General features: G+C 61.5%; 11 protein-coding genes and 1 pseudogene. All 12 read left to right on the top strand.

From position 1 onward, the window contains the following. The first annotated feature begins 10 nt into the window (after positions 1 to 10). The 12 genes and pseudogenes from ACTNFK_RS04040 to ACTNFK_RS04095 all read left to right on the top strand — a co-directional run bounded on the left by ACTNFK_RS04040 (position 11) and on the right by ACTNFK_RS04095 (position 13,044). The gene (locus tag ACTNFK_RS04040) at positions 11 to 1,279 is read left to right on the top strand and encodes an AI-2E family transporter (RefSeq protein WP_433646029.1); all 1,269 of its coding nucleotides are present in this window, start codon (positions 11 to 13) and stop codon (positions 1,277 to 1,279) included. Positions 1,280 to 1,344: 65 nt separating this feature from the next. Next, positions 1,345 to 3,021: a CTP synthase gene (gene pyrG / locus ACTNFK_RS04045; protein ID WP_433646028.1), complete on the top strand. Its 1,677-nt coding sequence runs from the start codon at positions 1,345 to 1,347 to the stop codon at positions 3,019 to 3,021. Between the two features lie 11 nt (positions 3,022 to 3,032). Then, entirely contained in the window at positions 3,033 to 4,031 is a 999-nt protein-coding gene (locus tag ACTNFK_RS04050) for a site-specific tyrosine recombinase XerD (RefSeq protein ID WP_433646027.1), read from the top strand. An 83-nt stretch (positions 4,032 to 4,114) separates the two neighbouring features. After that, the gene (locus ACTNFK_RS04055) at positions 4,115 to 4,969 is read left to right on the top strand and encodes a ParA family protein (RefSeq protein WP_433646026.1); all 855 of its coding nucleotides are present in this window, start codon (positions 4,115 to 4,117) and stop codon (positions 4,967 to 4,969) included. A gap of 7 nt (positions 4,970 to 4,976) precedes the next feature. Then, positions 4,977 to 5,831: a segregation and condensation protein A gene (locus tag ACTNFK_RS04060; RefSeq protein ID WP_433646025.1), complete on the top strand. Its 855-nt coding sequence runs from the start codon at positions 4,977 to 4,979 to the stop codon at positions 5,829 to 5,831. After that, entirely contained in the window at positions 5,824 to 6,399 is a 576-nt protein-coding gene (scpB, locus tag ACTNFK_RS04065) for an SMC-Scp complex subunit ScpB (RefSeq protein WP_433646024.1), read from the top strand. The genes ACTNFK_RS04060 and scpB overlap by 8 nt, the downstream gene beginning before the upstream one ends. Positions 6,400 to 6,493: 94 nt before the next feature. Next, a pseudogene (locus tag ACTNFK_RS04070) lies at positions 6,494 to 7,243 on the top strand (pseudouridine synthase); the annotation flags it as partial. Positions 7,244 to 7,410: 167 nt separating this feature from the next. Next, positions 7,411 to 8,511 (top strand): prephenate dehydrogenase, encoded by a 1,101-nt coding sequence (locus tag ACTNFK_RS04075; protein ID WP_435936176.1) that lies wholly within the window; start codon positions 7,411 to 7,413, stop codon positions 8,509 to 8,511. Continuing rightward, a complete protein-coding gene (cmk, locus tag ACTNFK_RS04080; protein ID WP_435936177.1) occupies positions 8,508 to 9,245 on the top strand; it encodes a (d)CMP kinase in 738 nt (245 codons plus the stop codon). The genes ACTNFK_RS04075 and cmk overlap by 4 nt, the downstream gene beginning before the upstream one ends. Positions 9,246 to 9,367: 122 nt before the next feature. Continuing rightward, a complete protein-coding gene (gene der, locus ACTNFK_RS04085; RefSeq protein ID WP_435936269.1) occupies positions 9,368 to 10,783 on the top strand; it encodes a ribosome biogenesis GTPase Der in 1,416 nt (471 codons plus the stop codon). A 169-nt stretch (positions 10,784 to 10,952) separates the two neighbouring features. Next, positions 10,953 to 11,435, top strand: a complete 483-nt coding sequence (locus ACTNFK_RS04090) for a hypothetical protein (RefSeq protein WP_435936178.1) — start codon at positions 10,953 to 10,955, stop codon at positions 11,433 to 11,435. A 7-nt stretch (positions 11,436 to 11,442) separates the two neighbouring features. Beyond that, complete coding sequence (locus ACTNFK_RS04095; RefSeq protein WP_435936179.1) at positions 11,443 to 13,044, top strand: serine hydrolase; 1,602 nt, start codon at positions 11,443 to 11,445, stop codon at positions 13,042 to 13,044. Positions 13,045 to 13,051: the final 7 nt, after the last annotated feature.

Consider the following 13,051-nt stretch of genomic DNA (forward strand, 5'->3'; position numbering starts at 1 on the left):
CGCTCCCAACATGAAGATGTTTTGGCGCCGCGAGCGCGGTGCAATCGGGCTCGGCGGCGAACTTCCTGTGACGGCTGAGGAGCGTGCCGATTATCTCGACACCCACCCAGATGTGGTGCACGCAGATCTCGAGCAGCTCGATGCAGAAACGCGTGCGCTGTATCGCGATGCGCGGGCTGCGGCCAAGGAAGACGCGGAGGGCGAGGCTGGGCGGCAGGTGAACGTGCGTGAGTTTGTCGTGCGCAGCCCATTCCAACTCGGTTTCGTGATCACCCTGGGTGCTCTCGTGGCAATTCTGTTCGGTCAGATGATCGGGCAACTCAGCGTGATCATCATGTATGTGGTTGGTGGTCTCTTTATTGCTCTGGCTCTCGACCCTGTCGTGCGCTGGCTCGAGAGGCGGAAGGTCAAGCGTCCCCTCGGTATCGGAATCGTATTTGGCGGGTTCCTCTTGGTCGTGGGCGGAATCCTCGCCGCGGTTATCCCGATGCTGGCGACTCAGATTGGGCAACTTGTCAGGACCGCTCCCAGCTACTTCGTTGACGTGCAGAATCAGGAGTGGTACCTCACCCTGCAAGACACCTTCGGGGCGTACGTCGATTTCGAGGGACTGCTCGGCATGGCACAGGACTTTGTTGGGAAACCTGAGAACTGGGCGCAGGTTGCGGGGGGAGTTTGGGAGGCCGGTATCGGAATCGCCAATGGATTGACCGCCATGATCGTGGTGCTCATTCTGAGCCTGTATTTTCTTGCGTCTTTGCATGCAACGAAGCGCGCCTTCTACAACATCGTTTCGCGAAGCAACCGCGCCAAGGTGATTGACATCACTGAACAGATCACCAAGTCCGTCGGCGGATATGTGAGTGGCATGGTTGTTCTGGCGCTCACAAACTCAATTCTCGGTTTCGTCATGATGTCAATTGTCGGAGTGCCCTTCGCAGGACTCGTCGCGGTGGGTGTCTTCTTGCTCGCCATGATTCCACTCATCGGTTCTGTGATGGCGACCATCTTGGTCTCGACTGTGGCGCTCTTCGAATCGCCCACCACCGCACTCATCGCCGCGATCTACTACCTCATCTACATGCAGATTGAGTCGTATGTGCTGACCCCGCGCATTATGAATCGCGTCGTCTCGGTGCCGGGTTCGCTGGTGGTCATCGGTGCACTGGCGGGCGGCACCCTGCTCGGTCTGTTGGGGGCTCTCATCTCGATTCCCGTCACCGCGATGGTGCTGATGATCATCAAACAAGTGTGGGTGCCGAGGCAAGAACTCAAGTAGACCACAGGTCTGGGTTCTGTGACTTGGCAACCGGCGGCGCATAAGGAGTGATAGGATTGAAGCCCGTGGGAGTAGAGCGGAATACAGCCGGAATAACGAAACATATCTTCGTGACCGGGGGTGTGGTCTCCTCTCTTGGCAAAGGGTTAACGGCGGCGAGTCTCGGCAATCTGCTGACAGCTCGAGGTTTGCACGTCGTCATGCAGAAGTTGGATCCGTATCTCAACGTCGATCCAGGCACGATGAACCCGTTCCAGCACGGAGAGGTTTTCGTGACCGACGATGGGGCAGAGACCGACCTTGACATTGGCCACTACGAGCGTTTCCTCGGAATCAATCTCTCGCAGGCGGCGAACGTCACGACCGGTCAGATTTACTCGACGGTGATCGCCAAGGAGCGTCGAGGGGAGTATCTCGGCGACACCGTTCAGGTGATTCCGCACATCACGAACGAGATCAAGCGACGCATGCGCCTGCAGTCGGAAGAGACTCCGCAGCCAGATGTCATTATTACCGAGATCGGTGGCACGGTCGGCGACATTGAGTCGCAGCCGTTTCTCGAATCAGCCCGTCAGGTGCGCCACGAACTCGGACGTAAGAACGTCATCTTCGTTCACGTCTCTCTGGTGCCCTATATGGGGGCCTCGGGCGAGCAGAAGACGAAGCCCACGCAGCACTCGGTGGCGGCGTTGCGCTCAATCGGCATCCAGCCAGACGCGCTCGTGCTTCGCAGCGATCGGCCCGTCACGCAAGACAATCTCCGAAAAATTGCTCTGATGTGTGATGTCGATGAAGCGGCGGTGGTGAATGCCATCGATGTGAAGAGCATTTACGACCTGCCAAAGCTCCTGAACGACCAGGGACTCGATCAGACGATTGTCGAGCATCTCGAACTCACCGATCGCGTCACCGAGGTCGACTGGTCTGGTTGGCAGCCGGTGCTTGACGCTGTTCATCACCCCAAGGGTGAGGTGACCATTGCCCTCGTGGGCAAGTACATCGATCTTCCAGATGCCTACTTGTCGGTCACCGAGGCACTCCGGGCAGGGGGCTTCGCGCACTCGACCAAGGTCAACATCAAGTGGGTGGCCTCCGATGACTGCGAAACGGTTGAAGGTGCCCGTGCCGCACTCGGCGATGTCGACGGCATCTGTGTTCCCGGTGGGTTCGGCATTCGAGGAATTGAAGGAAAGCTCGGGGCCCTTCGATTCGCGCGCGAAAACGCCATCCCGACTCTGGGTCTCTGCCTCGGGCTACAGTGCATGGTCATCGAGTACGCCAGAAACGTCGCTGGCCTCCCTGGAGCCTCCTCAACCGAATTTGATCCCGACACAGACGTGCCAGTTATCGCGACCATGGCCGAGCAAGTTGAGATCATCGACGGCGGTGATCTCGGCGGCACGATGCGCTTAGGCCTGTATCAGGCGCGGCTTGCAGAGGGATCGCTGGCGGCCGAGCTGTACGGGGCAAACAGTTCCGAAGAGCGCCACCGTCACCGCTACGAGGTGAACAACCGCTATCGCGACGAGATTTCTGCCACAGGTCTCGTATTCTCGGGCACGAGCCCCGACGGTCAACTCGTTGAATACGTTGAGCTGTCACGCGAGGCGCACCCTTTTTATATTGCTACGCAGGCACATCCTGAACTTCGTTCGCGGCCAGGCACCCCGCATCCGCTCTTTGCGGGTCTCGTTGATGCCGCGATCACGCGCCGAGAATCCACTCGGCTGTTTGACGCCTAGGGCGAAGCGGAATGCGGCCGGAAGCGGGATCCGCCCGCTACTTGCGCCACATCACCATTGAGCGCGGACTTTCTCAGAACACACAACAGGCCTACCGACGCGACCTTGCAGCCTACGGGGCCTGGCTTTCGGGGAGAGGCATCGAGAGCCTCGAACAGGTGACCCCTGACACGCTTGCCGACTACGTAGCCGAGCTCAACGGCGGCGAGCGACAGCGCGGGCTCGTGGGGGAGGACGTTTCGCCTGCCCACACACGTGCGCTCTCTGTGGGAACGATTACCCGACGCCTGTCGACCGTGCGAGGGATGCACCGCTTTTTGTTTGAAGAAGGGGATCTGCAGACTCACGCAGCTCGCGGGGTACGCACACCCAAGCCGGGCTTGCGGCTCCCGAAGGCGCTCTCGATTGAGCAGGTAGAGGCGTTGCTTTCTGCCACAGTGGGAGAGGGCGTAGTTGAACTCCGGGATCGTGCCCTGCTCGAACTCCTCTACGCAAGTGGGGCGCGCATCAGCGAAGTTACCAGCCTCGATGTGGATGATCTCTTGGCAGCGTCCGGTGAGGGGGATGCCTGGGCGAACCCAATGCAGGCACTCGAGGGTGGTGGGTTGCTCCGCGTATTGGGTAAGGGATCGAAGCAGCGAATCGTGCCCTACGGGAGCTACGCGGGCCGCGCGCTCTCGGCCTACCTCGTGCGTGCGAGGCCCATCATGATCGCCGCGGGGAAGGGCACACCTGCCCTCTTCGTCGGGCCGCGAGGGGGGCGACTCTCAAGGCAGAGCGCCTGGCTTGCGATTCGTGCGGCCGCTGACCGGGCACAGATCTCGGGCGACGTGTCACCACACACGCTCCGGCATTCGTTTGCCACCCACCTCTTGGCAGGCGGTGCCGACGTGCGCAGCGTGCAGGAACTGCTTGGTCATTCCTCGGTGACCACCACCCAGATCTACACTCACGTCACCGCAGAAACGCTTCGAGAGCACTATTTGTCTGCGCATCCGCGGGCGAGATAGGGGTGTTACGTGACACGAAGTTCTGACGAGGGCCCGGCGCGATAGGATTGCGTGTTAGGGCAGCGAACGAAAGGGGCACCCGGGTGGCACAGAGTGCGTCAAAGCTGGGACCGACAGGTCGGCCCGAGCGCTTCTTCCCGGTACCGAAAACGCTTGATCGCCACGGGCCAGCGCGCATCATCTCGATGTGCAACCAAAAGGGTGGCGTGGGGAAGACCACAACAACGATCAACCTCGGCGCAGCCCTCGCGCGATACGGTCGACGAGTTCTGGCGGTGGATTTCGACCCGCAGGGTGCCTTGTCCGCAGGTCTGGGCGTTGCCGCGCACGACGTGCCGACGATCTACGACCTGATGCTGGGTCACGAAAAGGATCCGTCGGTCGTGATTCAGCGCACCGAAACTCCGAACCTCGACGTGATTCCGGCGAACATCGATCTCTCTGCCGCGGAGGTTCACCTGGTCAGTGAGGTGGCGCGGGAGCAGATCCTCGCGAGCGTATTGCGCAAGGTCGCTCCTGACTATGATGTCATCCTGATCGATTGCCAGCCGTCGCTCGGCCTCCTCACCGTCAACGCACTTACGGCCAGTCACGGGGTTCTCATTCCGCTGGCCTGTGAGTATTTTGCCCTGCGCGGGGTGGCGCTGCTGATCGAAACGATTGAGAAGGTCAAAGACCGCCTCAACCCGCAGCTTGAGCTCGATGGCATCGTCGCAACCATGTACGACTCACGAACCCTGCACGCGCGCGAGGTCTTGGAACGGGTAGTCAACACCTTCGACGACAAAGTCTTCGACACGGTGATCGGGCGCACGGTCAAACTCCCCGATGCCTCTGTGGCTGCGAAGCCGATCCTCGACTACGCGCCCAGTAACCCGGCCTCTGAGGCGTATCTGCAGCTCGCTCGTGAGTTGGTTGCTCGCGGCACGATTGCCTGACTCTGTCATGACCGCGCTATCAACGGATCTCGAAGAGCCGGGCGCGCACGACGCGCACGACGGCTCAGGACTGCCCGAGGATGCCTTCCGGGTGTCGCTTGAGGTCTTCGACGGCCCATTCGATCTCTTGCTGAATCTCATCTCGAAGCATGAACTCGACATCACTGAGGTATCGCTCAGCCTGGTGACGGACGAGTTCATCGCATACCTCTCTGACATTGAGGGGAGCGATCTGTCGCAGCTTGATCGGGCCTCCGAGTTTCTCGTTGTCGCCGCGACGCTGCTTGATCTCAAGATCGCGAGCCTGCTGCCGCAGGGAGAAGTCGTCGATGCGGAGGACGTGGCGCTCCTCGAAGCCAGGGACCTGCTCTTCGCGCGGCTGCTCCAATACCGAGCTTTCAAACAGGCGAGCGATTGGTTCAAAGCGCGACTCGAGGCTGAGGAGGCGCGTCATCCTCGGCAAGTGCCACTTGAGGCTAAATTCCGTCGGCGCGGCCCCGAGCTCAGGTGGACCCTTTCAGTCGAAGATTTCGCGGCCCTCGCGCTTCTGGCATTCACCCCTCGTGAGATCCCGATGGTCGGTCTCGATCACCTGCATGCCCCGCTCGTGTCGATCCGCGAACAGGCGGCGATTGTGGTCTCATTGTTGCGCACGGGTGGCGCACACACCTTCCGCGAGCTCGCCTCGGGAGTGACCGAGCGCGGAGTCATCGTCGCGCGGTTCCTTGCGATCCTCGAGCTATATCGGCGCGATGCCGTGATGTTCGAGCAGGCTGAGCCGCTGGGTGAACTGCGTGTCGAGTGGGTTGGCGAGAGCTGGTCGGACGACGAGTTGGCAACGCTGGGTGGAGACTATGACTAAGAACGACGATCATACGCTTCACGAGCAGTTAGAGGCACTACTGCTTGTCACCGACGAACCGCTCAGTGTGGTCGCGCTTGCCACCGCGACCGATCGCCCGGTTCGTGAGGTTCGGGAGGCCATCGCTACCCTGGTGGCCGACTATGACGGGCGAGGGGAAGGCCCGCGGCGGGGCTTTGAACTCCGCGAGATCGCCGGTGGCTACCGCTACTTCGTGCGAGAGTCTCTCGACGCTGTCGTATCGAACTTTGTGGATCAGCACAGCCCGCAGAGGCTGTCACAGGCTGCGCTCGAAACTCTTGCCGTGATCGCCTACCGGCAACCGGTTTCTCGCGGTGCCATCGCCTCTATTCGTGCGGTCAATGTCGATTCTGTTGTGCGAACGCTTGTCAGCCGCGGGCTGATTACCGAAGCCGGGCATGACTCGGAAACCGGGGCAGTTCTGTACGGCACAGGCGACGCGCTGCTTGGTCACCTGGGAATCGCGAGCATCGACGAATTGCCGCCGATCGCTCCGTTCCTGGACGACCCGAACGAAGGGTTTGAGAGTGAACAATTCAGAGCGTGATTCTGGCCGCGAGTCGGTGGGATTCGGCGGATCCTTCTCGGTTGACGGGCAGTCGGTCGAGATTGATCTCGCCGAGTTTGGTTGGGATCGCCCGGTGTCTGGCGGATCCACTGATTTTGACGACGACGGACGTGTGCGGCTGCAGAAGGCGCTCGCACACGCTGGCGTTGCCTCGCGGCGAGCCTGCGAGGCGCTCATCACTGGAGGGCGGGTGACGGTCAACGATGAGGTTGTGCGCGAGCTCGGCACGCGCATCGATCCGGAGCTTGACGTCGTGAGTGTCGACGGCGTTCCCGTGCAACTTGACGTATCGAAACTGTACTTTGTGCTGAACAAACCGCGCGGTGTCGTCTCCACGATGTCTGACGAGCAGGGTCGGCCAGACCTCCGCGAATTCGTTGAGATCGTTGGTGAACGGCTCTACAATGTGGGGCGTCTCGACACAGATACCTCAGGTTTGCTTGTGCTGACGAATGACGGCGAGCTCGCACATCGGCTCGCTCATCCGAAGTTCGGCGTGCAGAAGACCTACATTGCGAAGGTGCGCGGACTCGTGACCCCGGCGACGATCCAGAAGCTGCGCGACGGCATCGAGCTCGATGATGGCCCAATCAAGGTCGACTCCGCAAAGCTGTTGCCCGGAGCGGGTCCGAAGCATTCGCTGGTGGAAGTCACACTTCATTCCGGGCGAAATCGGATTGTTCGTCGCATGCTCGCCGACGTCGGCCATCCGGTCGAAGAACTGGTGCGGCGGCAGTTTGGGCCACTGCACCTGGGCACACTACGCGTGGGCGACATGCGTGAGTTGTCGCACGCCGAGCGAGGAGCCTTGCTCAACGCCTCTGTGGGTGGCAGCGAATCAGTGACAGGTGGTCGCCCGGGCGACGGGAAGGGAGCCCGCGGTATGCGGGGAGTCGCCGCGAAGGGCAACCCGCACTCGCGCGCCTCGCGTGCGGGTGCCGGTAAGGGCCAGAAGGGCGGCACAGCTGGCCGCGGTGTGGAAGGGAAGCGATGAGTTTTGGAGGCGAAGGACTAGCCAGCCGGGTGAACGGGCAGGTGCACGTCATCGGTGCAGGCCTGCTTGGTGCCAGTATCGGCCTCGGGCTGCGTGACCGAGGGGTCACGGTGACGCTTGAGGATGCTTCGCCGACCACCGTCGCGCTGGCCACCGACTACGGTGCCGGGCGTGCTCGCCTCCCGAGCGACCCTGAGCCCGCGTTGGTTGTGGTCGCAACTCCGCCCGATGTCACCGCGGACGTGATCGAGCGCGCGCTTCGCACGTTTCCCACCTCAGTGGTCACTGACGTCGCGAGCGTCAAACTCGCTCCGTTCGTCGATTTGCAGCGACGGGGTGTGGATCTCACCCACTACGTGGGTTCCCACCCCATGGCGGGCAGGGAGCGTGGCGGCGCAATTATGGCTCGCGCCGATCTGTTCACCGCGAGGCCATGGGTGATCTGTCGGGATGAGGAGACGCCTCCCGAGGCGCTCGCAATTGTTGAGGCCGTGGCGCTCGAACTCGGGGCCACCCCCATCGAGATGACCCCACAGGAACATGATCTTGCGGTAGGTCTGGTGTCTCATCTCCCGCAAGCCGTCGCGAGCCTCCTTGCCGGTCGGCTCGTTTCTGCGAGTGAACAGGCGATCGGGCTCGCCGGTCAAGGGTTGCGAGATACCACTCGGATCGCCTCGGGTCAGCCAGAATTGTGGGTGCAGATTCTGGGAGCCAACCGGGGCCCAGTGGTTGAGGCACTTGACGCGTTTCGTGGCGATCTCGAAGCCTTCACCGAGGCTCTTCGCGCGCCGGATAAACCAGGAGCGAGACGCCAGCTCGCCGATCTCCTTGCAGCCGGAAATCTTGGGGTCGCGCGGATTCCCGGAAAGCACGGCTCAAGCGACCGATTCGTGACGCTGACGGTGCTGGTTGACGACCGGCCTGGTCAACTTGCCAGCCTTCTCACCGAGCTCGGAGACCTAGGCATTAACATGGAAGACTTGCGCCTCGAGCACTCGCCGGGCGCCCAAATCGGCTTCGCCGAGATCGCGGTTTTGCCCGACGTGGCCGAACAAGCCATCACTGACCTGACCGAGCGCGGCTGGAGGACGCTATGAACGCTATGAACGCTGCGAACACAGCACCACCAGCCCCGATCCTCGTGGCGATCGATGGGCCCGCAGGGAGCGGAAAGTCGAGCGTCTCGCGAGAAGCCGCCAAGCGACTCGACTTTGGGATTCTCGATACCGGCGCAGCCTATCGTGCGCTGGCCTGGGCCGCTCGTGAAGGCGGGCTTGACCTTGACGATGAGTCGGCGCTTGCAGAACTGTTAAACGGATGGAAGTTCTCCATCACGATGCGGGGGGAACCGCGAGTGGCGGTCAGGCTGCCGGGATCGAGGGACGACAGCGATGTGACTGCGGCGATCCGCGATCCGGATATCACGAGTCGAGTGAGTCAGGTCTCGCGGCACCCGAGGGTCAGGGAAACGCTGAATGAGTTGTTTCGGCACATCGTGGCGACATCTGGGCTGCCAGGGGTAGTGATCGAGGGGCGCGACATCACCACCGTCGTGGCTCCCCACGCGCCCGTGCGCCTACTCCTCACCGCGGCACCGGAGGTACGCGCGGCCCGTCGCGCGGGCGAGCTCGCGGGTGCATCGCTCGAGCAAGTATTGAAAGATCTGCGCGTGCGTGACGCGAAGGATGCCCTGGTGGTTGATTTCCACACTCCCGCGGCCGGCGTGACGCAGATCGATACGAGCAACTTGGATTTTGGGCAGTCGGTACAGGCTGTCATTGATGTGGTTACTTCGGCGCATGCCGTGGCCACGGGAGGAGCATCGCGATGAGCGAGCACAACGACAACGGAATTTCAGATGAGGAATTCGACCCTGAGGCGTCCCCAATGATCGGGGAAGACGCTGGGGTCGTCATCGACGATGGCGTGACCGACGAAGAGCGACTGAGGGCGATGAAGTCGAACCTCGATGCTTTCGAGCTTGAGGATGAGGATCTCCACCTCATCGGCGAAGACGGGGAGTTTCTCGGTTTCACCGAGTCGCAGCCTGAGGCGCTCCCGGTGGTGGCTATTGTCGGCAGGCCGAATGTCGGAAAATCCGCTCTCGTAAACCGGATCATCGGGCGACGAGAAGCGGTCGTTGAAGACGTTCCGGGCGTGACTCGCGACCGTGTCAGTTATCCGGCTGAATGGAACGGCACACGCTTCACGCTCGTCGACACCGGCGGCTGGGAGCCGGATGCAAAGGGCATCGATGCGTCCGTTGCCGCTCAGGCCGAGGTCGCAATCGAACTGTGCGATGCCGTGATGTTTGTCGTGGATTCCAGAGTTGGGCCGACTGCAACTGACGAGCGAGTCGTGCAGTTGCTTCGTCGCACAAACAAACCGGTGTTCCTGCTCGCCAACAAGGTTGACGACGCGGTACTGGAACCCCAGGCTGCGGCGCTGTGGTCGCTGGGCCTCGGCGAACCGTACCCGGTTTCTGCGCTGCACGGGCGTGGTGTCGCAGATCTGCTCGACGTAGTTCTGAAGGCATTGCCTAAAGAGTCAGCTGTGGCGAAACCAAAGCTCGACGGCCCCAGGCGTGTGGCCATTTTGGGCCGACCCAACGTTGGCAAATCGAGCCTCCTGAATAAGGCTGCAGGCGAAGAACGGGTGGTGGTCAATGACATCGCTGGCACTACCCGTGACCCGGTTGACGAACAGATCGAGCTTGCTGGCAGGGTCTGGACGTTTGTTGACACCGCTGGAATTCGTCGTCGCGTGCACATGCACCAGGGCGCTGATTTCTACGCGTCCCTGCGCACCGCCGCGGCGCTCGAGAAAGCAGAGGTCGCAGTCGTCATGCTCGACGTGACCGAGCCGATCAGTGTGCAAGACGTGCGCATCATCGATCTCGTGCTTGAGTCGGGGCGCGCTCTCGTGCTCGCATTCAACAAGTGGGATCTACTCGATGATGAGCGTCGTCGCGACCTGGAACGTGAAATCGAGACTGACCTGGCGCACATCGCGTGGGCTCCGAGGGTCAACATATCTGCGCGCACCGGCCGTCATCTTGAAAAACTCGTTCCTGCACTCGAGACCGCCCTCAACTCATGGGACACCCGCATTCCGACGGCGAAATTCAATGCCTTCATTGCCGAGTTGGTGCAGGAGCATCCACACCCACTGCGTGGTGGAAAGCAGCCACGGATCCTCTTCGGCACTCAGGTGCAGAATCGTCCGCCGACCTTCGTGCTCTTCACGAGCGGCTTCCTCGATCCGGGCTACCGCCGGTTCATCCAGCGTCGGCTTCGCGAGCGCTACGGATTTGAGGGCAGTCCAATCGTTCTCAACATGCGCATCCGGGAGAAGCGTCAGCGACGCTGATGCTTCACTGAGGAAGCCATTTCTGGCTTCCGAGAGGATGCGCGGCGCGGCTCTGTCGGTGTTCCCACGGGCTCATCGTTCACAAACCGTTATCGGCCCGGACTGTCCGAGGCCTGGACTGGCTGGCATGATGTGACTCAGACAGGTCCATGTTGAGACGGAGTTCACAATGCAGGCTGCGCGATTCACCACATTTCTTGCCTCTGCGACAGTTGGTTCACTCCTACTCCTGGGGCTCACGGGCTGCGCCAACCCCATAGATCAGTTGGTACAACAGGGCACTGAACAGGCGATTGAGCGCCTCGCTGAAGAGTCAACCGGTGGGCAGATCGATATCAATACCGGAGGCGGCGCGGCACTCCCGGAGGGATGGCCAGACATTCCCACTCCTGACGGTGAAATCCAGATGTCATTGAAGTCGGCAGACACCATGACGGCAACCTTCCTCACTGACCAGGCCGAGGTTGACCGTTTGCTCGAAGAATTTCGCTCAGCGGGGTACGAGGGTGAATCCACGATGGACATGGGGGACATGAAGGTGTATTCCTTCACCGGCCAAGAGTGGTTCGTTGGCTTTACCGTCATCGTCGACTCGGACGACAGCTCGAAGGTCTCGGTCTCGTACGTCGTTAGTCCGGCAGCCGGGCAGTAGATTCGTCGTGAAATTGCGTATCCGTCCGGCATTTGCCGCTACCATTCTCGTCGCACTCGTGCTGACCGGCTGCGGATCACCGGCCACGAAGCCCGCGGCTGTGACCGCCGGAGACACCCCCAGTTCTGACGCGGTCACTCTCCCGGGAGCGCTCGACGAACAGGTTCAGATTGCACTCGAGCAACTTCCAGAGATCGCGCAGCGGGGGCTGGACGCCACAGGTGTTCCGGGCATGTCAATTGCCGTCGTGTTTCAAGACGAGGTGGTCTTCGCTGACGGATTCGGCGTGCGCGAGGTTGGAACGAACGAGGGGATCACCCCCGACACCGTCTTCCAGATTGCTTCTCTGTCGAAACCGCTGTCGGCGACCGCTGTCTCGGCAGCAATCGCCGAGGGTGATGTCTCGTGGGAGACCCCAATTCGCACACTCTTGCCCGAATTCGAATACTCCGACCCCACGGTGACCGAGCTGGCCACCATTGGTGATGCGTTTTCGCATCGAACGGGACTCATCACGGGCGCGGGCGACGATCTCGAGGATCTGGGGTTTGACCGAGACACGATTTTGCAGCGCCTCCGTCTGCAGCCCCTCGACGACTTCAGATCCACCTATCACTATTCGAATTTTGGCCTCACCGTTGGTGCCGAAGCTGTCGCGGCCGCCCGCGACCAGGAGTGGGAGGATCTCGTCGCCGAGCTCGTATTCGACCCGATCGGCATGGAATCGACGAGTGCCCGCCACGACGACTTTCTCTCGCACCCCGATCGTGCCCTCTTGCATGCCGTGATTGATGGCGAGTATGTCGCTGAGTTCGATCGCGACCCCGACGCTGAAGCTCCCGCAGGCGGAGTCTCGTCGACCGCAAACGACCTCGCACAGTGGCTGCGAGTACTGCTCGGCGAAGGTGAACTTGAGGGCACTCAGATCGCGGATCGCGAGGCACTCATCGCTGCGATGAGCCCGCAGATCGTGTCGAGTCACCCGGCCACGGGCATTGAGCGCCCCGCGCACTACGGCCATGGTTTCAACGCGTCGCCACTGGTGAGTGGCCGGATGTCCATCTCTCACTCAGGGGCATTTGTGCTGGGTGCCGCAACGAATTTCCAGGTCGTTCCCGAACTCGACCTGGGCATCGTGGTGCTCACGAATGGAGCCCCGATCGGTCTGCCCGAGGCAGTCTCCGCCTCATTCCTCGACATCGTGCAATTCGGAGATGTGACCCGCGACTGGGTCGCCGATTTTGGGGCCTTCTTCGGACCAATGATGGGACCGGTTGGCGATTTGGTCGATGTGGATCGCCCAGCGAACCCTGAGGCGGCCCCGTCAGACGCGAGCCTGATCGGCGACTACGTGAGCCCCTATTTCGGGCCACTCACGGTTGAACGTGACGGCGAAATGTTGGTGACGCGGCTCGGTGTCGACGGGAGCGTCGCGCTCGAACTCGAGGAATGGGACGGCGCGACGTTTGCCTACTCGCCAATTTCGGAAAGTGCTCCGTGGGGTTCGCGAGCCACTGCGACCTTTGAAGTCGGTGGCGACGGGGCGGCATCGCGACTGCGGCTCTCTTCGTTTGACGACACGGGGCTGGGCACCTTCACCCGGATATAGTCTGAAT

The sequence above is a fragment of the Leucobacter fengyongliangi genome (genome assembly GCF_052386045.1).